The sequence below is a fragment of the Halomonas sp. KG2 genome (assembly GCA_030440445.1).
Classification (GTDB): domain Bacteria; phylum Pseudomonadota; class Gammaproteobacteria; order Pseudomonadales; family Halomonadaceae; genus Vreelandella.
The window spans coordinates 2,209,162-2,230,913 of the sequence record CP098528.1 but is presented as its reverse complement, the minus strand read 5'-3'; the positions used below and the strand labels follow the sequence as shown (position 1 = coordinate 2,230,913).

The window sequence follows — 21,752 nt, the reverse complement described above, 5'->3', positions numbered from 1 at the left end:
GGCACTGCGGGTAGATTGCAAGGGCTCTGGCGCATGCTAGACTTCTTTGCCCGTATCAGGTTTGCATAGCTTTCAATAGCGTACTCACTTCAATTCAGCGTAGAAAAGGGCAAGGAATGGCATATCAATCATTAACGTTCCAAGGTGTCACAACAGTCGATCAGGTGAATAAGATTACCACGGCGCTGATGATGCTGGATGGCGTCGATAGTGCTGAGGTAGGGCGCCACGGAGCAGAAGTAGAAGGGCGAGCTAAGCGTGAAGCGCTTATAAAAGCTGTCGAGAAGTTAAACCTCGGTATAAAGGTTTCCTGATGCATAAGCCAATCACGATTATTAGTGAGCGTAACCATACATTTCGTCAGCGTATTGAAGTCGATGGTTTGGAAGACCTCTATGGTGACGTACCGCCGGTAGTCGGAGGAGACGGTAGTGCACCCGACCCGCATGATTACTTTGATATTGCCCTAGGTACCTGCAAAGCGATTACCGTGCAAATGTATGCCAGGCGCAAAGAGTGGCCGCTGGAAGGCATCACCGTTAAAGTGCAGCGCGATGATAGTGAGGAAAGAAAAGGTGTCTATAAGTTAGCCGTGACAATGATTTTCCACGGTATTGAGGATCCTGAACAGCGGGCAAAGCTAGAAGACATTAGCCACCGCTGCCCGATACAGCGGTTGATGACCCAGGCGACGGTTGAAATTTCCACGTTTACCGAGTAGTTCACTTCCCCCTCTTAAGGAGTAATGATGAGCAAGGAATTCCGGCTGCAGTCCAAATTTAAGCCTGCTGGTGATCAGCCCGCCGCGATACGCAGCCTGGTTAGTGGGCTTGAGTCGGGTCTTGCCCATCAGACCTTACTAGGGGTGACTGGCTCGGGTAAAACGTTCACGATGGCAAATGTTGTGCAGCAGCAGCAGCGCCCAACGATTGTAATGGCGCCCAATAAAACGCTCGCTGCCCAGCTATATGGTGAGTTCAAATCGTTTTTTCCGGATAACGCTGTCGAGTATTTTGTCTCTTACTACGATTATTATCAGCCGGAAGCCTATGTCCCTTCTTCAGATACCTTTATTGAGAAAGATGCCTCAATAAATGACCATATCGAGCAAATGCGTTTATCGGCTACCAAAGCGCTGCTTGAGCGCCGTGATGCGCTTATCGTTGTCTCGGTATCGGCAATCTATGGTCTCGGTGATCCGGATCAGTATCTCAAGATGCGATTGCACTTCACCCGTGGTGAGCTAATTGACCAGCGTGCCTTTTTACGCCGCTTGGCCGAGTTGCAATATACCCGCAACGATATGGATTTTCGTCGTGGCACCTACCGGGTACGGGGCGATGTGATCGATATTTTCCCCGCAGACTCTGACGAAGAAGCGGTGCGGGTGGAGTTGTTTGACAATGAAGTTGATTCTATTCGCCTATTTGATCCGTTAACTGGTGAGGTGCGTACCCATGTGCCTCGCATGACCATCTATCCTAAATCTCACTATGTTACTCCGCGAGAAACTATTTTAGGTGCTATTGATGCGATCAAGGCAGAGCTTAAGGAGCGTCTTGAGTGGATGCGTAAGCACGAGCGTTTAGTTGAAGCGCAGCGCTTAGAACAACGAACCCTTTACGATATTGAAATGATGCTAGAGCTTGGCTACTGCAATGGCATTGAGAACTACTCGCGCTATCTTTCAGGCCGCGCGCCTGGCGAGCCACCCCCGACGTTCTTCGACTATCTGCCGGATGATGCGTTACTGTTTATTGATGAGTCTCATGTGAGCGTACCCCAGGTTGGCGGTATGTATAAGGGCGACCGTTCTAGAAAAGAGACCCTGGTTGAATATGGCTTTCGGTTACCCTCAGCGCTAGATAACCGCCCAATGAAATTTGAAGAGTGGGAATCTATTTCGCCTCAAACCATCTTTGTGTCGGCAACACCGGGCAAGTATGAAGCAGAACATGCCAGTCAAATTGTCGAACAGGTGGTGCGTCCAACAGGCTTGTTAGATCCAGAAATAGAAGTTCGCCCTGCCAGTACTCAGGTTGATGACCTGCTCTCAGAAATTGGCTTACGTACCGCCGTTGGTGAGCGTGTTCTGGTGACGACGTTGACTAAACGCATGGCGGAAGATTTGACCGAATACTTTGATGAGCACGGTATCCGCGTGCGCTATTTACATTCGGATATTGATACCGTTGAGCGGGTAGAAATCATTCGCGACCTGCGTCTTGGCAAGTTCGATGTTTTAGTGGGTATCAACTTACTTCGAGAAGGCTTAGATATTCCTGAAGTGTCGCTTGTTGCCATCCTGGACGCGGATAAAGAGGGCTTTTTACGCGCTGAGCGCTCACTGATTCAAACCATTGGCCGTGCAGCCCGTAACGCCCATGGTAAAGCTATTTTATACGGTGACAAAATCACCGATTCAATGCGCAAAACCATCGATGAAACCGAACGTCGCCGCGCCAAACAGACCGCTCATAACGAAGAGCATGGCATCACGCCAACCACCGTGACGCGCTCTGTGGCGGATATTCTTGAAGCCGCCCAGGCACCAGGCAAGAAGAGCAGCCGTCGCCGTGGCAACGAGCGGAAAGTAGCAGAGAGTGCTGCTGAATATGATGTGGCCACGATGAGCAAACACGATCTGATGGCGGCTATTAGCAAGTTAGAGGACGCCATGTTTGAAGCCGCGCAGAACCTGGAGTTTGAAGAAGCGGCGAGACTTCGTGATCAGCTTCATCAAATGCAAGAAAAACAGCTGGCGCTGGGGTAATCGATGCCTGAAGGCCCTGAAATCCGCCGTGCAGCAGATAGAATTGAGCAGCAGATAGGTGGCAAACATCTTGATGATGCGTGGTTTGCATTTCCTGAACTCGCCGTGCAAGCGGATTCATTGATTGGTCAGCGAGTTGAGGCAGTTGATACGTGGGGCAAGGCCATGCTCGTTCGTTTTGCAGACCGCCGCGTGCTGTATTCCCACAATCAGCTTTATGGCGTATGGAAGCTACATAGTGAAAATAGGCCGCCAAGCACGAAAAGGTCACTACGAGTTCGGCTGGTGGCTGAGGGCAGGGTGGCTAGTCTTTACAGCGCGTCTGATATTTCGCTCTGGCATGAGAGTGAGTTGAGCCATCACCCTTTCTTGTCGCGCCTTGGGCCTGATTTATTAAGTCAAAACGTATCGTCTGATGATGTGAAACAACGCCTGACTGATCCAGCGTTTATACGCAGAAGCCTGGGTGCATTGTTACTTGATCAAGGGCTTGTCGCTGGGTTAGGAAATTACTTGCGCTCTGAAATTCTTTTTTTATCTAACGTGCACCCTAAAAAGCGCCCCTGTGACTTAACTGAAAAGCAGCTAGACCTGCTCGCCACTACGATTGTGGAAACGACCCGTCAGGCGTATTTGGAAGCGGGTGTTACTAATCGTGAGGCATGGATTAAACAAGCCATTGCCTCCGGTGAGCCACGCCGACAATGGCGCTTTAGTGTGTTTGAACGCGCTGGCCTTTCCTGCCACCGCTGCGGTTCAGTGATCGAACGCATAATGGTTGGCTCTCGCCGTTTATATTTATGCCCAACGTGCCAGCTCCTATAGTTTATACCGTTATATTGCTCAAGCTGATAAACATCAGACTAATGCCCTAGTTATCAGATGTAGGTTAGCCTTGGTTGTGGCTGCCGCATATAAGGTCAATACGGTATACTTACCGGTACATCTAGACGGCCATTAAAAAGGCCGCAGCCAAGACGATAACCGAGGAGCTGTTTGTCCATGACCGTGATTCGCCAGGACGACGTCATTCAGAGCGTTGCCGATGCTCTACAGTACATCTCTTACTACCATCCTAAAGATTTCATTGATGCAATGTCAGCCGCTTACGAGCGTGAAGAGAACCCCGCGGCGAAAGACGCGATTGCACAAATCTTAATTAACTCAAGAATGTGTGCTACGGGACATCGTCCAATTTGCCAGGATACAGGCATTGTGACGGTGTTCGTTCACGTGGGTATGAACGTCACCTGGGACGCCGAGCTAAGCCTCGATGACATGATTAACGAAGGTGTGCGCCGCGCGTATCAGTTGCCTGATAACGTGCTGCGTGCTTCTGTTCTCGCTGATCCCGACGGTAAGCGAGCCAATACCAAAGACAATACCCCCGCGATTATTCACCATTCGATTGTGCCGGGCGATAAGGTCGATATCCACGTCGCCGCGAAGGGCGGTGGTAGCGAAGCTAAATCTAAGTTTGCGATGCTAAACCCATCCGATAGTGTTGTGGACTGGGTGATGGAGCAGTTGCCCAAAATGGGCGCAGGCTGGTGCCCGCCGGGAATGTTGGGAATTGGTATTGGCGGCACCGCTGAAAAGGCGATGATGATTGCCAAAGAAGCGCTGCTCGATCCTATCGATATTCAAGATTTGCAGGCGCGAGGACCTAGCAACCGCGCTGAAGAGTTGCGTCTGGAGCTGTTCGATAAAGTGAATAAGAGCGGTATCGGCGCTCAAGGCTTAGGTGGTTTAACCACGGTGCTGGATATTAAAGTTAAAGACTATCCAACCCATGCGGCCAATAAGCCTGTGGCAATCATTCCCAACTGCGCAGCCACGCGTCATGCGCATTTCACGCTTGATGGCAGTGGCCCCGTGGCGCTTCCTGCCCCTAAACTTGAAGACTGGCCGGAAATTACCCGCGAAGCAGGCGATAACGTCAAGCGCGTTAACCTGGATAGCGTTACTCCCGAAGAAGTTAAAACGTGGCAGCCGGGTGATACGCTGCTGTTGAACGGTAAGCTATTAACCGGCCGTGACGCGGCGCATAAACGCATGGTGGACATGATTGCCAAAGGTGAGCCATTACCGGTTGATATGAAAGGTCGCTTTATTTACTACGTGGGTCCTGTTGATCCGGTAGGTGACGAAGTGGTTGGCCCCGCTGGGCCGACCACCGCGACTCGAATGGACAAATTCACCCGCACCATGCTTGAAGAGACCGGCTTGCTAGGCATGGTTGGTAAAGCGGAACGTGGTCAGGTCGCTATTGATGCCATTCGCGATAACCAGGCGGTTTATTTGATGGCTGTTGGCGGCTCTGCCTACCTTGTTGCCCAGGCAATTAAGAAGTCACGGGTTGTTGGTTTTGAAGATCTAGGAATGGAAGCCATCTACGAATTTGAAGTTGAAGATATGCCGGTCACGGTCGCTGTCGACAGCCAAGGAACTTCCGTCCACCAGACAGGCCCTGCCAAATGGAAGGAGATCATCGCTCAAAAGGCGTAGCATACTGATGGCGTAGAACCGCAGTCAGTGACAAATAAGCCCCGTCTCTCGCGGGGCTTTTGTGCATTAGCAGTGCAATAATCTGATCAACAGCTCACTTGATAGCGAGGAACAGGCAATGACCTCATGGTTGCTAGGGACCAGCATTATGCTGATACACCTATTGGGTATCGTGTCAGCGGTCATGGCGCTTATGTCGAGCAGAACGTCCCAGGGGGCTATCGCCTGGATTATTTCACTATTAACGTTTCCTTATGTTGCGCTGCCTGCGTATTGGTTTTTCGGACGCCCGCGTTTCTATGGCTATGTAACAGCAAGAGGGGAACGCGATAACGTATTACGTCGAGTGTTGGTACGTTATCGCCATAACATTAAGCCGCACCTTTCATCGCCGACTAGCACTGATATTCAGGCAGTGGAGCAGCTGGCAATGATGCCGTTGACTAAAGGTAATAGTGCCGACTTGTTGATCGATGGTGAAGCCACTTTCACAAGCCTTTTTGAGGGTATTGATCAGGCAAAAGATTATCTGCTGCTGCAGTTTTTCATTGTACGTAACGATGCTTTAGGCAACCGATTGCAGCATCATTTGATTAAAGCTGCACAGCGGGGTGTGCGCGTTTATTTTCTATACGATGAAGTGGGTAGCCGGAAACTAAACGATGGCTTTTTAAATGAGATGATCAAAGAAGGCATCGAAGTAAAAGCATTTCGTTCTTCTCGTGGCTTCAAACATCGCTTTCAGCTTAATTTTCGCAACCATCGTAAAATAGCCGTCGTAGATGGTAAGCAGGGCTGGGTAGGTGGTTTTAATGTTGGTGTAGAATACCTTGGGCAAAATCCACGGCATGGCCCCTGGCGTGATACCCATTTAGCGCTTGGTGGCCCGTGTGTGCTGGGGTTGCAGGAAGCTTTTTGGGAAGATTGGCACTGGGCAACAGGGGAGGTCATTACCTTAAACTGGCATGCCGAGAGTCATCCGCAAGATGATCATCATGTGGTTATCGTGCCATCCGGCCCGGCCGATAAACAGGACACGGCTAGCCTTTTAATTCAACAGTTAATTCATAGTGCTAATGAAAGGCTCTGGGTAACCAGCCCGTACTTCGTACCAGATCAAGGAGTACAGGATGCGCTTAGGTTAGCAGCAATGCGAGGCGTAGATGTACGGGTTATGATTCCCGAGCGGCCCGATCATTTGTTGGTGTTTCTATCCGCATTTTCATTTTTGCCTGATATGTTAAGAGCAGGTGTAAAAATATACCGTTATCTTCCTGGCTTTTTACACCAAAAGGTCATGCTTATTGACAACAATGCAGCAACCGTCGGCACAATAAACCTGGATAATCGATCTTTTAGGCTCAACTTTGAAATAACAGCCTTCATACCCAGTACCGCGTTTGCTAGTAAAGTACATGCCATGTTGGAGCAAGATTTTGCTCACTGTCGACGCGTTACAATTGACGAAATTAGCCAGCGCCCAATGTGGAAGAAAGTAGTTTCTCGTGCGGCATATTTAACCGCACCTATTCAGTAATCAATAATAACCCTGCACGCCGCTAACAACGATTAGGCAAAAGGAGTTTTGGGTGAATTTAGAAACAAAATGGCTCGAGGATTTCGTTGCATTAGCCAATACACGAAGTTTTTCGGCATCTGCCAGGCAGCGCCATGTTACTCAGCCTGCATTCAGCCGCCGTATTCGTGCGCTAGAGCAAGCGGTAGGGGTCATCTTAGTCGATCGTTCTACAACGCCGATTGGCCTGACCTCAGAGGGACAATTGTTTTTGATCACCGCACGCAATCTAGTGGAGCAATTAAACGAGTCATTAAGCCACCTCCGGGGAGTTTCTATTGCGAATGAAGCGCTTGATATCGTCGCGGCACACTCACTGGCATTAAGCTTTTTCCCGCCTTGGATTTCTCGTTTACAAAAAGGCTTGGGTGAGCTGCCTACACGATTGGTCGCTATGAACGTTGGGGAGGCTATCCATGTTCTGCGCGAAGGTAACTGTGATCTGATGCTGGCATATTATGACCCCTTTGCCACTATGCAGCTGGATGCAGAAGTCTTTCCCTCTTTCTCGATTGGCCAAGTAAAAATGTTGCCGGTTTCACTGCCAGATGAAGACGGCAAGCCGCTTTTCTCGATTCAAAATGACAGCTCAATTCCCTATTTAGCTTATACGCAGGGTGCTTTTCTGGGGCGAAGTGTACGCATGCTGCTCAAAAACGATCCATTACGACTGAAGCTGCGCACGGTTTATGAAACGGCCATGGCGGAAGGATTGAAAGGCATGGTACTTCAAGGAGTGGGGGTTGCTTGGATTCCTGATTTTTGTATTCGTGAAGAGCTCAAAACCGGCAAATTGGTAAGAGCTGGCGATGAAAATTGGGATATCCCTCTAGAAATTAGACTTTACCGCTGTTCGTTAGTCCATAAACCCGGCGTTGAGCGTCTCTGGCGTCAAATGATGAAATTGCCACGCGATTTTCTGCAGGCTTAGCCTGCAGAGCGGCTAGAAAAAAGCCTTAGATTTTAAAATGTGCCTAAATCGGCCGGTAATCCAAGAAAATTTTGAATAATAAAGAAGTGATCTTCAAACAAGCTTTCAGGTTCTAGATCAGCAAGGGCGACCCAGCGAGCATGGTCGCCGCCTTTGACTGGCTTTAAACGGGGCAACTGCTGATCAGGCCTGAGAGCAAAATAGAAAGCTTCAGCTAACGTTCGTCCACGCCAACTGCGGTGAGGCTCATCAAACAAGCGTTGTCCACGTAGCGAGCCCTTTAACACGGGCTCGGGCACTTTAAGTCTTAACCGCTCACGGAGTTCCCTTAAGCAAGCATCTAGTAAGCGCTCATGCGGATTTATAAAGCCTCCGGGTAATGCCAGAAGTCCTTTACCCGGTGCCGCCATGCGCTTTACCAACAAAATATGGCCTGATTGGACGACAACCGCATTAACAGTCACAAAAATGGGCGGATAGGGGGCCTGTGCCCAAGCTTGCTTGTATTGATCAAGTAGCTGCTGCTCTTCCAGTAGGCCGTGATAGGCAATACCTTTGCAAAACTTGTCAACGCTTTTGACGACTTCTGGAGGTAAATCGTGGTAGGCGCCTGTACTCAAGTAGTCATCGGTAGAACCAGGCGAGCGAAACAACCGCTCACGTATTTGACTCGCTGAAATACCTTCAACGAGTGGGACACTGATGGACTCCCATTGGGGGAAAAGCGATAAATAGTAGCTTGATTGTCCTCTGCTCGCGCCAATCAAACCAATACGGGGTAAGCGAGCGTTTGCAGGGGACGTCAAATCACGTACTTTGCGTTGCACATCACGCACCCACACATCATCGTTATAAAGCGCATCAAGTAGTGGAGTGATTTCCAGGCGTTGATTGTCTTGATCATCAAACCCAGAACGAATCATTGTCTGTCGCTCATCGAACGTCCACGGGTTGCGTAAAGAGCGTGCCTGCCAAGCAGAGCCCACTAATACAATGACTTGGCGTGCCTGTTTTAACGCCTCTCGGATAATGGCAAGGTGGCCAAGGTGGGGAGGCTGAAAACGACCAATAAACACCAAGCAATCAAAGTCGTAAGCCGTAGTAGATTTAACAGCATCCGAATTCATAACGCTTCCTTGGTCGTGGGTGAGAAAGTAGCAGAGAAAAGAGAGCCATTATGAAGTGGGCAGTTAAGGTGCGCAACGCGTCTCCGCCTGCGCTCAACGTTTTAGTTCGGTATGATTGTTAGATGTATCTTGCGTTAGTGCTTGATAGGGACACTCTTTTTTAAGGGAATGAATATGCTGAAAAAAACGATTATTTTTTGGTGGAACGTAGTTCAAGATGCAACGGCGTTATGGCTTGAACGAAATGCCTTCAGTTATGCCGGATCATTAGCGTTTTACACGCTATTCTCTTTGGCGCCTACCGTTATTATCGCGGTAACGGTAATAGGTGTCGTGCTGGGTGAAGATGCTGCTCAAGGCCAAATAGTTGCTCAGCTACAGGACACGTTAGGCGCTGACGCAGCAGTTGCGATTGAGCAGGCCGTTGCCCAGTCACGTATCGAAGAGTCGGGTATCTTACCAACAGTGCTTGGCTTTGTAGCCTTATTGGTGGGTGCCACAACCGTGTTTGCGCAGATGCAATTTTCGCTCAATACCATTTGGGGCGTCACTGCAAAGCCCACCTCTAACAGTGCTCTTATCTTTATAAAAAATCGTTTGCTTTCCTTAACCGTCGTGTTGTCTATTGGCTTCATCCTACTAGTATCGTTAGTGCTGGGGGTTGTCTTGCGAGGAATGCTCCACGGAGCCGGTAATTTATTACCCTATGCCAGTTTATTAACGACATCGCTTGAGTCATTAATTTCACTGGCGATGGTGGCATTGTTATTTGCTACTATTTTCAAAGTGTTACCGGATGTTGTTCTCCGTTGGCAAGATGTGCTGATTGGCGCGGTAGTAACCGCTGTACTGTTTACAATTGGGCGCAGCGTTATTGCTATTTATTTAGCATATACCGCCACAGCGTCGACCTATGGTGCTGCAGGGTCTGTTGTGATGATTTTGTTATGGGTGTATTACAGTTCATTAATTCTACTATTTGGCGCTGCTTTTACGCGCTCCTTGTTACTTCGTCGTGGGCGGCCATTGGTGCCACGTAATAGTGCAGTGCTGGTGAAGCGAGAGTTAGTGTAAGACAAGAATTAGTTTAAAAAAGTGGGTAGAAAGAGCCCTATAGAGGGCTCGTTTGAAAAGAGCGAATATCAACAGACTTCAGCCTGTCGATTTATCAGGCTGAAGTCTATAAACGCTATTGTATAAATACTGAGAGGACAGTTTATGCCTACTTGTTGTGTACGTGCCTATGTAACAGGAAAAGTGCAGGGAGTATGGTTTCGGCGTTCAACACAGGAACAAGCGCTTCAACGAGGGCTAACGGGCTACGCCAAAAACTTACCCGATGGGCGGGTAGAGGTGTTGTTATGTGGCAATTCAACCGCCGTATCTACGCTAACTGAATGGTTATGGCAGGGGCCCGAAGGAGCGCAGGTCACGCATGTCACTATTGAAGTGCTGGATGGCCACCACGCTCCCGATCATTTTGCGACCTATTAATCAGTGCTTAATACGTTCGCCTCAGTTTGCCATTGCTTAATATTATCAGCAGTGAGCGCCACAATGTTCTGGCGAGCCTCAGGCGTGATCCAGGCATTGTGAGGGGTCACTATCAAATTAAGTGCCTCGCCTTCTGCTAATGCTGTTAATAGAGGGTGTCCTTCTTTCGGCGGCTCAGTGGGGAGCACATCAACTGCTAACCCTCCAATCTTGCCAGTACGAAGCGCCTCAAGTGCCGCTTCTTCATCGATAATGCCGCCCCGGGCACAGTTGACTAATAGCAGTGATGACTTTGCGTTTGCCAATCGCGTGCGATTAATAAGGTGCTTGGTTGTTTCGTTAAGCGGGCAATGCAAGCTAATAATATCTGCCGTCGGTAATAAATCGTCGAGAGAGGGCCGTTTGTCGTTTGATTCATTGCCAGGGCGAGCAGCAAATGTAACCTTCATCCCAAAGGCTTCAGCTAAACGTGCCACTTCTGAGCCAAGCTCACCTTGCCCCACCATCACCAGATGCTTATTGGAAAGCTGCAGCGTCGAGTGAGCTTGTAAACAAAAGAAATCACTGCGCTGCCATTCGCCACGAGCGATATCGGCTTGGTATCGTGGCAATCGGTTTGCCAGTGTCAGCATTAACATTAATGTGTGCTGAGAAACGCTTGCAGTTCCGTAGGCGGTGACGTTTTTTACCAGAATGTTTTGGGCTTTAGCTGTGTCGAGATCAATATTGTTAAGCCCTGTCGCCAGCACACATATAAGCTTGAGTTTGGGTAAGGCTGATAGTGTTTCTGCGTTCAGTACAACCTTGTTGACGATCGCTATGTCCGCATCCGACAAGCGCTCACTTGCCTGTTCGACAGTGCTTTGCTGATACACCTCTAAATGACTAACAAGGTCTCGAATTGCTGTTAGATCGATATCCGCGCCTAAGCTCTCGGCATCCAGCATTACCGCATTGGGCATTTTTCTTTTCTCCATTATCTGCCGAAAGGCACTTGGCCTTGCTCAGCAGGGGGCACAAAAGGGTATAATGTGTCGCTCTATCAACCGCAGTCTTGGAATTTATCCCAGCAGGCCACATATTCTTTGTCTGGCAAGCGTTGGTTTTGCCACTAGTTTATACAAACTTAGCCTGTCGGAGTTGAGCTTTTCAGGAGTTATCAACATGCCCATCTATGAGTACGAGTGCAAGGCCTGCGGTCATCGCATGGAAAAATTGCAGAAAATCAGCGCGGATCCGCTGAAGGATTGCCCCGCGTGCCAGCGAGCCAGTCTGGAACGCTTGGTCTCGGCGGCTGGTTTCCGCCTTGCTGGCGGCGGTTGGTATGAAACCGATTTTAAAACAGGAAGTAAGAAAAACTTGGCAGCAGAAGGCCAATCTACTTCTAGCACTGGTACCACAAGCGATACCAGTAGCGCATCAACGAAAAAGGGCGCCGCGGCTTAGCCGCGGTTGTCAGGGTCAGAACGGCCCACGACAATCTCATTGCCACGTAACAGAACAGGATTAGACATGCGCAGCCATTATTGCGGCCAGCTTAACGAAACTTTGGTGGAACAAACGGTCACTGTCTGCGGTTGGGTACATCGCCGCCGTGATCATGGTGGGGTCATCTTTCTGGATATGCGCGATCGCGATGGCATCGCTCAGTTCGTTGTCGACCCAGATACCGCCGAGGCATTTGCTAATGCTGACCGTGCTCGCAGTGAGTACGTACTTCGTATTACTGGCCGTGTCCGGCTGCGCCCTGAAGGAACGCAAAATCCTAACATGCCAACGGGCATGATTGAGGTATTAGCTAAAGAGGTGGAGGTGCTCAACACAGCCGCCACACCACCTTTTCAGCTGGATGAGCACAACAAAGTAGGCGAGGAAGTTCGCTTAAAGCATCGCTATATCGACCTTCGACGCCCGGATATGATTGAGAAGCTACGCTTGCGTTCGCGTATTTCTCACAACGTCCGCGCTTACTTGGAAAACCAAGGCTTCCTGGATATCGAGACGCCGGTATTGACTCGCGCAACGCCGGAAGGTGCCCGCGACTACCTCGTTCCTAGCCGGACACATGCAGGCAGCTTCTTTGCACTACCGCAGTCGCCACAGTTGTTTAAGCAGCTGTTAATGGTGGCCGGTTTTGATCGCTACTACCAGATCGCTAAATGCTTCCGTGATGAAGATCTGCGGGCTGATCGCCAGCCTGAATTCACGCAAATCGATATCGAAGCCTCTTTTGTGGAAGAAGACGACATCATGGGCATTACCGAAGCCATGATTCGTCAACTCTTCCAGGAAGTGCTGAGCGTTGAGCTGCCTGAGTTCCCACGCATGACCTGGCAGGAAGCAATGGATCGCTTTGGCTCTGATAAGCCTGATCTGCGCATTCCGTTAGAATTGACCGATGTTGATGACTTGATGCAGCAGGTTGATTTTAAGGTCTTCTCAGGCCCTGCAAGTGCAGAAGACGGCCGCGTAGCGGCATTGAAAGTGCCGGGTGGTGCCAAATTGTCTCGTAAAGAGATCGACGAATATACTAAGTTCGTTGGTATTTACGGTGCGAAAGGGCTGGCATGGATTAAAGTCAATGAGTGTGCCAAAGGGCTTGAAGGTCTTCAATCACCCATTGTTAAGTTCATGGAGAATGTGGTTGAAGAGCTGCTTGATCGCGTAGGCGCTGAAGATGGCGACATCATTTTCTTTGGTGCGGATAAAACGCGCATCGTCAATGAAGCAATTGGTGCATTACGCGTCAAGTTAGGTGCCGACCTTGAGCTTTACACCCAGGCGTGGGCGCCGCTATGGGTTGTCGATTTCCCGATGTTTGAAGCAGACGACAACGGTCGCCTCAGCCCGTTACATCACCCGTTTACCGCACCTTCTTGCTCGCCAGAAGCGCTTAAAGCTGACCCAGCAAAGGCCTTGTCGCGTGCTTACGATATGGTGCTTAACGGAACCGAGCTCGGTGGTGGTTCCATTCGTATTCACGACCAAACCATGCAAAGCACTGTGTTTGAAATCTTGGGCATTGGCCAAGAGGAAGCGCAAGAAAAATTTGGCTTCCTGCTGGATGCGTTGCAATACGGCGCGCCTCCCCATGGCGGCCTAGCGTTCGGTTTAGATCGTTTAGTGATGCTGATGGCTGGAGCTAAGACAATTCGTGAAGTGATTGCCTTCCCGAAAACCCAAAGTGCCGGCTGTTTACTGACTGATGCACCAGGTGAAGTCAGTGCAGATCAGTTGAAAGACTTAAACATCCGTCTGCGCCAAAAAGCGAAAGCAGAGACCGCCAGCGAATAATCGCTCAGCACTGCTTTGTCATTCAGTAACAAGTAGTTCAGCACCGACGTTTAGGCGTCGGTGTTTTTGTTTGAACCGCTCGCTACCAATAGGACAGCTGCCATGGATGAAAAACAGCCCGCTCCCGCGATTAGGATTTTGGGTATCGACCCAGGTTCGCGTATCACGGGCTATGGGGTCATCGATTTAATCGGTGTTAAGCCTCATTATGTCGCCAGTGGCTGCATTAGAACGACCGATGGCCCTTTAGAGCAGCGTTTGGCGCAAATTTATGCAGGTTTAAGCGAAGTAGTAGGGCTGCATCGGCCCGATGCCGTCGCCGTAGAGCGAGTCTTTATGGCTAAAAATCCCGATTCAGCACTGAAGCTTGGACAAGCACGGGGCACAGCTCTCGTCTGCATCGCGAATCACGGTCTGAACATTGCAGAATACGCAGCAAGGCAGATCAAACAAGCCGTTACTGGCCAGGGAGGCGCGGAGAAAAGCCAGGTGCAGCATATGGTCACCGCTATTCTACAGCTCTCTTCAACACCGCAGGCTGACGCCGCGGATGCGCTAGCTATCGCGCTTACCCATGCGTATGCAGGACATGGCTTACTTGCTGCCCCCTCTAAGGGCAGTCGTCGGCGCAGCACAGGGCGGTGGCGGCTTTAGCTGCTTACTGGTCATTTGTACAGAGTGTCTTTATAGTAAATGACTGCTTTTTATTATTGCGAGCATACACATGATCGGTCGTATTAATGGTTTTTTGTTAGAAAAGCACCCCCCTTGGATTGTGGTTGATGTGCATGGTGTCGGTTACGAGCTTGAAGCCTCTATGAATACCCTAGTGGCACTTCCAGCCGTAGGAGAGAGCGTATCCATGTATACGCATCTTACCATTCGTGATGATGCCCATTTGCTTTACGGCTTTGGTCGCGAACAAGAGCGCGCACTGTTTCGTGCCCTCATCAAAGTCAACGGCGTAGGGCCAAAGCTAGCACTCGCCATCCTTTCCGGAATGGATGAAGCCGCCTTTATGCGCTGCGTCCGTGACGACGATAGTAAAGCACTGACGAAGCTTCCGGGCGTTGGTAAAAAAACCGCCGAGCGGTTAATTATTGAAATGCGTGACCGTTTCCCTGAATGGGAAAACGCGGCGGATGCGCCCCTCGCGTTAGAAGCGGCGAATGGAGAACCTGCTCCCCGTGACTCATTAGCAGATGCGGAAGCTGCCTTGGTGAGCTTGGGCTATAAGCTTACTGAAGCCTCAAAAATGCTGGCTGACATTAATCCCAGGCAGTCAACAGAGGCGATTATTAAAGCCGCGCTGACAAAACGCATGACGGGGTAACAACGTGGGTTATTTCATGGAACGACTGATAGTGCGCACTTTATGTTAGAACATGACCGATTAATCGCGGCTGAGCCCGAACAAGGGGAAGGGCGTATTGATCATGCTATTCGTCCCAAACATTTAAAGGATTATATTGGGCAACCGCGAGTACGCGAGCAGCTTGAAATTTTCATGGGAGCCGCAAAGCTACGTCAGGAAAGCCTAGATCATACCTTGGTATTTGGGCCCCCAGGGCTTGGTAAAACAACGCTTGCGAATATTATTGCTACCGAGATGGGGGTAGGGCTGAAGTCAACTTCTGGCCCAGTGCTTGAGCGTGCAGGTGACTTAGCAGCCATGCTGACCAACCTAGAGCCAGGTGATGTGCTGTTTATTGATGAAATTCACCGGCTGTCACCCGTGGTAGAAGAGGTGCTTTATCCGGCAATGGAAGATTTCCAACTGGATATTATGATCGGTGAAGGACCCGCTGCCCGCTCAATCAAACTAGATTTGCCTCGCTTTACCTTGGTAGGTGCGACAACGCGCGCAGGCTTACTAACCTCTCCATTACGTGACCGCTTTGGCATTGTGCAACGCCTGGAGTTTTATAACCTTGAAGAGCTGACTGAGATTGTCACTCGCTCAGCCTGCTTGCTAGGTGTTGAAACGAGCCATGAAGGTGCTATAGAGGTTGCCAAGCGCTCCCGAGGCACCCCGCGTATTGCCAATAGGCTGCTGCGCCGCGTACGTGACTATGCAGAAATAAAGGGCAATGGCATCGTTGATGTTACTCTCGCCGATGCGGCACTCAACATGCTAAATGTCGATCACCATGGGCTGGATCATATGGATCGGCGCCTTTTGTTGGCAATGATCGATAAGTTTGATGGCGGTCCTGTGGGAATTGACTCAATCTCAGCCGCTATTAGTGAAGAGCGCGGTACCATTGAAGACGTCATTGAACCTTACTTAATTCAGCAAGGATTAATGATGCGCACGCCAAGGGGGCGCGTAGTGACGCGACAAGCGTGGTTACACTTCAACAAAACGCCTCACGAACATGCTATTGATCCAGAAGGAGAGCGGCGCCCATGAGTAATGGGTTCACGATGCCGGTGCGCGTCTATATGGAAGATACTGACGCCGGTGGAATTGTCTACTACGTTAACTACTTGAAGTTTATGGAGCGCGCTCGCAGCGAATGGTTACGTACGCTAGGCCTTAATCAGCAAACTTTGCTAGACGATGGCACCCAGCTAGTGGTATATCGCTTGGCCTGTCACTACAGCAAGCCTGCACGCTTGGATGACTCACTTATTGTCAGTACAAATATTGAGAATGTTGGTCGATGCCGAATGACTTTTTTGCAGCAAGTGCAGCGAGATGAGGAACTCTTATGCGCTGCTACAGTCGAGATAGCCTGCTTATGCGCGCATAAGATGCGGCCAAAAGCATGGCCAAAAACATTGCAAGCGCTTGGTTGATTCGTTTATGGCGAACAGCGAAAACACGCATAAATCTGTGATATGTGTAAACCTATGTCATGTGTAAACCTATGGAGTAGATAGCGCGATGTAGCGTGCGCACTTCATGGCCTTTATATACCACCACTGTTCGGAAATTCCGACATTAATAGCTTGATGAGGGTAACTGTGAACGATAACACCATGTCCATCCCCCACTTGATAATGAGTGCCAGTACGGTTGTTCAACTGGTGATGTTACTGCTGGTGGTGGGGTCAATCCTCTCATGGGTGGTTATTTTCCAACGCAGCATTGCCCTGCGCAGGGCAAAACAGGAATACAACCAATTTGAAGAATCCTTTTGGTCGGGTGTCGATTTAAACGAGTTATACCGAGAGATTCCTGCTGACGACCCACGTTATGGAGCAGAGCATATTTTCCAGGCAGGCTTTCGCGAATTTAATCGCTTAATGCCAAAAACACGCAACCCCGACACAATCTTAGAAGGTGTGCAGCGGAGTATGCGCGTCGCCTGGTCTCGGGAAGAAGATCGCCTAACGCAGCATCTTGTATTTCTCGCCACTGTGGCATCCGCGAGCCCTTACATTGGCTTGTTCGGAACAGTCTGGGGGATTATGGGGTCTTTCCAATCCCTTTCTATGACCCAGCAAGCTACATTGGCAACCGTTGCGCCTTGGATTGCTGAAGCGTTAATTGCAACGGCTATGGGCCTGTTTGCAGCTATTCCCGCGGTAATTTTCTATAACCGTCTATCGAATGATGCCGCTCGTTTGTTGGGCAAATATGAAGACTTTGCCGAGGAATTTCACGCTATCTTGCACCGTAATTTGCAAGGTCGTGAAAGTAAGTCCAGCGCTAGCTAAGGGAGTACGCTATGCAAGGCCCGTTTAATCGCAGCGGCAATAAAAAGCCGATGGCTGAAATCAACGTAGTCCCCTTTATTGACGTCATGCTGGTCTTGCTGGTGATCTTTATGATCACCGCACCCATGCTCACTCAAGGGGTGCAAGTCGATCTACCTCAAGTCACATCAGAGCCTATCGAAAGCCAAGACGAAAGCGATCCAATTATTATCTCTGTCGATCAGGATGGAGGCTATTTCATCACGCTTGGCGAAGACTCAACGGCTGTCTCTCTTGAGCAAATGGCAGAGCGAGTAACAGCGATATTACAGCGACGACCTGAAACGCCTGTCATGGTTCGCGGCGATCGCAACGTTGCTTACGGACAAATAGTCGTATTGATGAGCACACTGCAACGCTCGGGTGTCGCTAATGTCGGTCTATTATCTGAGCCGCCACAAGATGGTTAAACGTAGCGCGCAAATGGCAATCAAACCACCCCGTGACCCACAGGATGTTGGCTATACTTGGCCTACCGTCCTGGCGGTTGCGGTGCATCTATTAGTTGTGCTTTTTAGTTTGGTTAGTCTGCCAAGTTCTACGGCAGAGCCAGACTCATCCTCTATTGTGCAAGCGACCTTCGTCAGTACTGAAACATTCACTGACCAAGCACAGCAAACAACGGATCAACAAGCAGCTCTCAATAGTTCAACCGACCCCGATGAGGCTGAGCCAGCACCTGAGCCTGATGCAAGTGAGCAAGAAGCATTGCAGCAGCAGGCAGATGAGGCCGCTGCTAGAGAAGAAGCGCAAGCACGAGCAGAAGAGCAAGCTCGCGAGCTGCAAGAAGCTCAAGCTCAAGCCGAAGCCGAGGCACAGCGACGAGAAGAAGAAGCACAACGCCTAGCTGAACAGCAGGAAGAAGCGGCTCAAGCCAGAGAAGAGGCTCAACGTGAAGCCGAGGCAGAAGCTCAGCGCCAGCGGGAAGCCGAAGCAGAAGCTCAGCGCCAGCGGGAAGCCGAGGCAGAAGCTCAGCGCCAGCGGGAAGCCGAGGCAGAAGCCCAGCGCCAGCGGGAAGCTGAGGCAGAAGCTCAGCGCCAGCGGGAAGCCGAGGCAGAAGCTCAGCGCCAGCGGGAAGCCGAGGCAGAAGCTCAGCGCCAGCGTGAAGCCGAGGCAGAAGCTCAGCGCCAGCGTGAAGCCGAGGCAGAAGCCCAGCGCCAGCGGGAAGCTGAGGCAGAAGCCCAGCGCCAGCGTGAAGCCGAGGCGGCCATGCAGCGTCAGCTAGAGGGAGAAGCCCAGGCTGCTGCTAACGCACAGCAGGCGCAGCAAGCCGCGAATGGTTTTATTAATATTGTGCGTCGAGCGGTAGAGCAAGCATGGTTAATTCCAGCAGGTGCCAGTGACGCAATGAGTGCTACGATTCAAGTAAGGCTTGGCCCATCAGGAGAGGTACTTTTAACCACTATCGCCACATCCAGCGGTGATAGTGCCTTTGATCGGTCTGCCATGCAGGCTGTTGAACACGCTGCTCCTTTCAGCGAGCTGAGGGATTTGCCCGCAGAGCAGCAGCGTAACTTACGTCAATTTAATCTGCGATTTACCCCGGGGGATGTTCGCTGATGCAAACCATAAGCAAAGTGTGGCTGTTTTGCGTGCTGCTATTCGTTAGTAGCTATGCAACTGCAAATGCAAACCTGACTATCGAAATAACACGTGGGAGCGACCAGGCTTTACCGATTGGTATCGTTCCCTTTGCAGGTGGCGATAACCTGCCTGAAGATGTGGCTCAAATCATTCAGGACGATCTTGAGCGCAGCGGCTTTTTTGCGCCCTTAGAACGCAGTGCCATGTTTGATAGGCCAAGCCAGGCGGATGACGTTGAGTTTGGCACTTGGCGTTCGCTTGATGTTCGATATTTGGTGGTAGGCCGAGCGCAACAGACAAATAGTGGTTACCAGATTCAGTTTGAGTTAATGGATATCAGTGGGCAGCGCCGTATGATTGGCGAAACGGTCACGGCAAATGTGAACGATTTGCGTGGTGCTGCTCACTATATGAGCGATCAAATTTTTGAAGAAATTACCGATATCCGGGGGGCTTTCTCAACTAAAATTGCTTATGTAACCGCTCAAGGGTTGGGCGATAACATGCAATTTGGCCTGTATGTGGCCGATGCGGATGGACGTAACAGTCAACAAGTGCTTACCTCCGACCAGCCGATTATGTCACCTGCATGGTCTCCCGATGGCCGGAAGCTGGCATACGTATCCTTTGAAACAGAGCGTCCAGCTATCTATATTCAAGATGTTTCAACGGGGCAACGGATACAGGCAACTTCTTTCGACGGTATTAATGGTGCCCCTACATGGTCACCTGATGGCCGCAAAATCGCTATGTCGCTGTCCAAAGATGGACAACCAGAAATTTACATCCTAGACATCGGTAATCGCTCAGTGGAGCGTATAACTCAAAACAGTAGCATTGATACCGAACCAACTTGGGCGCCCGATGGACGTAGTCTGCTGTTTACCTCTGACCGTAGCGGTGGACCACAGATTTATGAATACTTGCTAGGTAGCGGTGAAGCAAATCGCATTACATTTACCGGCAACTATAATGCGCGCGCGCGCTATTCACCTGACGGGGAGCAAATCTTTTTAATTCACCGCTCCAACCGTGGATACCAAGTTGCGCGTCAGGAGCGTGATGGAGGACGTCTTGTTGTAATAAGCGAAACAACAAGAGATGAATCTCCTAGTGTTGCGCCGAACGGGACCATGGTAATCTTCGCTACCCAACAGGGTAGTAATGGGGTGTTAAGTGCCGTTTCAGCGGATGGCCGCTCGTCATTTAGATTACCCGCAGCGCAGGGTGATGTTCGCGATCCCGCGTGGTCACCTTTTTTAAATTGATTGACGAAAAGTTTACATTTTTTGTTTTCAGGCAAGGAGTCTGATTATGCAACTTAAACCGTTGGCTCGCTCATTGGCAGTAGCGTTATCTATCGTAGTAATCGCTGGCTGTTCCAGCACCGGCGGAACCCAGGACGGTGACTCTTATGGAAGCCAGGATGGCAGTGGCACAGGAACTAGCACCTCAGGTGCTGGCACTGGTGGCCAGTATGGCTCTACCTCTGGTTCTGGCGCAGGCGCTGGTCAACAAGCCGATTCACGCATTCCAGAAGTCCGTACTATCTATTTTGACTTTGACCGCGACACTATCAAGGGCGATTACGAATCAGTCGTGATGGCTCATGCTCGCTATTTGCGTGCTAATCCCAGCGCCCAAGTTGTTCTGCATGGCCACACCGACGAGCGTGGCACTCGCGAATACAACATGGCCCTTGGTGAGCGTCGTGCCGGAGCTGTTAAGCGGTTCTTAAATATTCAAGGCGTGTCTCCCTCGCAAATGAGCGTCGTGAGCTATGGTGAAGAGCGTCCGGCTGCTAGCGGCCAAGGTGAAAGTGCCTACTCTCAAAACCGTCGCGTCGTCTTTAACTACTGATGGCATTGGCGTACCTAGGTGCTCAACATCAAGTACTCGCTATTAGGCGCTAGGTACGCTAACTAAGTAATGATTGGAGTCATCATGAATCACAGTCTCAAACGTTATTTTGAGAGGCTGTGCGGTGCGGGAGCCATAGTGCTCCCGCTGTCCGTATTGCCCTTGACAGCCTTTGGTCAACAGCCCCTCGTTCAAGACTTATCAAGCGGGTCTGGCTTTTATCAGCAAACCCAACGCCAGGAAGCATCGGGTGGTAACTTGGTACTCTTTAACCAAGTGCAAGAGCATCAGACAGAGATCCAGCAGCTACGTGGTCAAATTGAAGAACTGCGACACCAGTTAGAGCAGCTTCGTCGGCAATCACAGCAACAATACCTGGACATTGAAGATCGTTTGATGAATAGCGGTCCTAGCCAAATTGAACAATCGACGCCTGCAGTGGAGCCCGAGGCGGCAGAGCAAGTTGCCAACGCACCATCTGCGCGGAACGTCAGTGAAGACGCTCAGGCAGACTACCAAGCAGCGTTTGCCCACGTTCAAGCACGTCAATTCGCAGATGCGATCAATGCGTTTAAAGCATTTGTCACTGATCACCCCGACAGCAGTCTGACCTCGAACGGCTATTACTGGCTGGGGGAACTTTATGCTGCTGAAGGCGAACTTAGCGCTGCTGATGAATCATTTAGCCGTGTTATTGAGCAGTACAGCGGCAGCAGTAAAGTCCCCGATGCGCTTTATAAGCTAGGATTAGTAAAAGCACGGCAGGGCGAGGCTGAACGCAGTCGTGAACTGCTCGAACAAGTACGTGATGATTACCCGCAGAGTAGCGCGGCAGGACTTGCCAATGACTTTTTACGTCAGTCTGCAGGATAACGTCTGTTTACATTTTTGTATCAAGGA

General features: G+C 50.3%; 23 protein-coding genes. 21 read left to right on the top strand and 2 right to left on the bottom strand.

What is annotated here, in order from left to right; genetic code table 11:
• Positions 1–116 precede the first annotated feature (116 nt).
• The 7 genes from NDQ72_10375 to NDQ72_10345 all read left to right on the top strand — a co-directional run bounded on the left by NDQ72_10375 (position 117) and on the right by NDQ72_10345 (position 7,788).
• Positions 117–314 carry a hypothetical protein gene (locus tag NDQ72_10375; GenBank protein ID WKD30317.1) on the top strand — a complete coding sequence of 66 codons (198 nt, stop codon included), beginning with the start codon at positions 117–119 and terminating at the stop codon, positions 312–314.
• Positions 314–721 carry an OsmC family protein gene (locus NDQ72_10370; GenBank protein WKD30316.1) on the top strand — a complete coding sequence of 136 codons (408 nt, stop codon included), beginning with the start codon at positions 314–316 and terminating at the stop codon, positions 719–721. The genes NDQ72_10375 and NDQ72_10370 overlap by 1 nt, the downstream gene beginning before the upstream one ends.
• Before the next feature lie 27 nt (positions 722–748).
• On the top strand, positions 749–2,773 hold the full coding sequence (gene uvrB / locus NDQ72_10365) for an excinuclease ABC subunit UvrB (GenBank protein WKD30315.1): 2,025 nt from the start codon (positions 749–751) through the stop codon (positions 2,771–2,773).
• A gap of 3 nt (positions 2,774–2,776) precedes the next feature.
• Positions 2,777–3,598 carry an endonuclease VIII gene (gene nei / locus NDQ72_10360; GenBank protein ID WKD30314.1) on the top strand — a complete coding sequence of 274 codons (822 nt, stop codon included), beginning with the start codon at positions 2,777–2,779 and terminating at the stop codon, positions 3,596–3,598.
• A 177-nt stretch (positions 3,599–3,775) separates the two neighbouring features.
• Complete coding sequence (locus tag NDQ72_10355) at positions 3,776–5,281, top strand: fumarate hydratase (protein WKD30313.1); 1,506 nt, start codon at positions 3,776–3,778, stop codon at positions 5,279–5,281.
• Positions 5,282–5,399: 118 nt separating this feature from the next.
• Positions 5,400–6,818, top strand: coding sequence for a cardiolipin synthase (gene cls / locus NDQ72_10350; GenBank protein WKD30312.1), 1,419 nt, complete (start codon positions 5,400–5,402; stop codon positions 6,816–6,818).
• A 52-nt stretch (positions 6,819–6,870) separates the two neighbouring features.
• Positions 6,871–7,788, top strand: coding sequence for a LysR substrate-binding domain-containing protein (locus tag NDQ72_10345; GenBank protein ID WKD30311.1), 918 nt, complete (start codon positions 6,871–6,873; stop codon positions 7,786–7,788).
• A gap of 32 nt (positions 7,789–7,820) precedes the next feature.
• Here the strand turns inward: NDQ72_10345 and NDQ72_10340 are convergent, their stop codons facing one another.
• Complete coding sequence (locus NDQ72_10340; protein WKD30310.1) at positions 7,821–8,915, bottom strand: bifunctional nicotinamide-nucleotide adenylyltransferase/Nudix hydroxylase; 1,095 nt, start codon at positions 8,913–8,915, stop codon at positions 7,821–7,823.
• 174 nt (positions 8,916–9,089) lie between these two features.
• Between NDQ72_10340 and NDQ72_10335 the strand changes: the two genes are divergently transcribed.
• Both NDQ72_10335 and NDQ72_10330 read left to right on the top strand, forming a co-directional pair.
• On the top strand, positions 9,090–9,989 hold the full coding sequence (locus NDQ72_10335) for a YihY/virulence factor BrkB family protein (GenBank protein ID WKD30309.1): 900 nt from the start codon (positions 9,090–9,092) through the stop codon (positions 9,987–9,989).
• A gap of 144 nt (positions 9,990–10,133) precedes the next feature.
• Positions 10,134–10,409, top strand: coding sequence for an acylphosphatase (locus NDQ72_10330; protein WKD30308.1), 276 nt, complete (start codon positions 10,134–10,136; stop codon positions 10,407–10,409).
• Here NDQ72_10330 and NDQ72_10325 read toward each other — a convergent pair.
• Positions 10,406–11,371: a D-2-hydroxyacid dehydrogenase gene (locus NDQ72_10325; protein WKD30307.1), complete on the bottom strand. Its 966-nt coding sequence runs from the start codon at positions 11,369–11,371 to the stop codon at positions 10,406–10,408. The two genes, NDQ72_10330 and NDQ72_10325, sit on opposite strands and share 4 nt — an antisense overlap.
• 202 nt (positions 11,372–11,573) lie before the next feature.
• On the opposite strand from NDQ72_10325, the gene NDQ72_10320 reads away from it, so the two are divergent.
• From NDQ72_10320 to ybgF, 12 genes are all read left to right on the top strand, one after another.
• A complete protein-coding gene (locus tag NDQ72_10320) occupies positions 11,574–11,855 on the top strand; it encodes a zinc ribbon domain-containing protein (GenBank protein WKD30306.1) in 282 nt (93 codons plus the stop codon).
• 66 nt (positions 11,856–11,921) lie between these two features.
• The gene (gene aspS, locus NDQ72_10315; GenBank protein WKD30305.1) at positions 11,922–13,703 is read left to right on the top strand and encodes an aspartate--tRNA ligase; all 1,782 of its coding nucleotides are present in this window, start codon (positions 11,922–11,924) and stop codon (positions 13,701–13,703) included.
• A 102-nt stretch (positions 13,704–13,805) separates the two neighbouring features.
• Entirely contained in the window at positions 13,806–14,357 is a 552-nt protein-coding gene (ruvC, locus tag NDQ72_10310; GenBank protein ID WKD30304.1) for a crossover junction endodeoxyribonuclease RuvC, read from the top strand.
• A 70-nt stretch (positions 14,358–14,427) separates the two neighbouring features.
• Complete coding sequence (gene ruvA, locus NDQ72_10305; protein WKD30303.1) at positions 14,428–15,036, top strand: Holliday junction branch migration protein RuvA; 609 nt, start codon at positions 14,428–14,430, stop codon at positions 15,034–15,036.
• Positions 15,037–15,078: 42 nt separating this feature from the next.
• Positions 15,079–16,116: a Holliday junction branch migration DNA helicase RuvB gene (gene ruvB, locus NDQ72_10300; GenBank protein WKD30302.1), complete on the top strand. Its 1,038-nt coding sequence runs from the start codon at positions 15,079–15,081 to the stop codon at positions 16,114–16,116.
• 14 nt (positions 16,117–16,130) lie between these two features.
• Positions 16,131–16,505 (top strand): tol-pal system-associated acyl-CoA thioesterase, encoded by a 375-nt coding sequence (gene ybgC, locus NDQ72_10295; GenBank protein WKD30378.1) that lies wholly within the window; start codon positions 16,131–16,133, stop codon positions 16,503–16,505.
• Between the two features lie 183 nt (positions 16,506–16,688).
• Positions 16,689–17,369, top strand: coding sequence for a protein TolQ (tolQ, locus tag NDQ72_10290; protein WKD30301.1), 681 nt, complete (start codon positions 16,689–16,691; stop codon positions 17,367–17,369).
• An 11-nt stretch (positions 17,370–17,380) separates the two neighbouring features.
• Entirely contained in the window at positions 17,381–17,818 is a 438-nt protein-coding gene (tolR, locus tag NDQ72_10285; protein WKD30300.1) for a protein TolR, read from the top strand.
• Positions 17,819–17,831: 13 nt separating this feature from the next.
• A complete protein-coding gene (gene tolA / locus NDQ72_10280; protein ID WKD30377.1) occupies positions 17,832–18,968 on the top strand; it encodes a cell envelope integrity protein TolA in 1,137 nt (378 codons plus the stop codon).
• Complete coding sequence (gene tolB / locus NDQ72_10275; protein ID WKD30299.1) at positions 18,968–20,260, top strand: Tol-Pal system beta propeller repeat protein TolB; 1,293 nt, start codon at positions 18,968–18,970, stop codon at positions 20,258–20,260. The genes tolA and tolB overlap by 1 nt, the downstream gene beginning before the upstream one ends.
• A 46-nt stretch (positions 20,261–20,306) precedes the next feature.
• Positions 20,307–20,852 carry a peptidoglycan-associated lipoprotein Pal gene (pal, locus tag NDQ72_10270; protein WKD30298.1) on the top strand — a complete coding sequence of 182 codons (546 nt, stop codon included), beginning with the start codon at positions 20,307–20,309 and terminating at the stop codon, positions 20,850–20,852.
• Positions 20,853–20,936: 84 nt separating this feature from the next.
• Positions 20,937–21,725, top strand: a complete 789-nt coding sequence (gene ybgF / locus NDQ72_10265; protein ID WKD30297.1) for a tol-pal system protein YbgF — start codon at positions 20,937–20,939, stop codon at positions 21,723–21,725.
• The last annotated feature ends 27 nt before the right edge of the window (positions 21,726–21,752 follow it).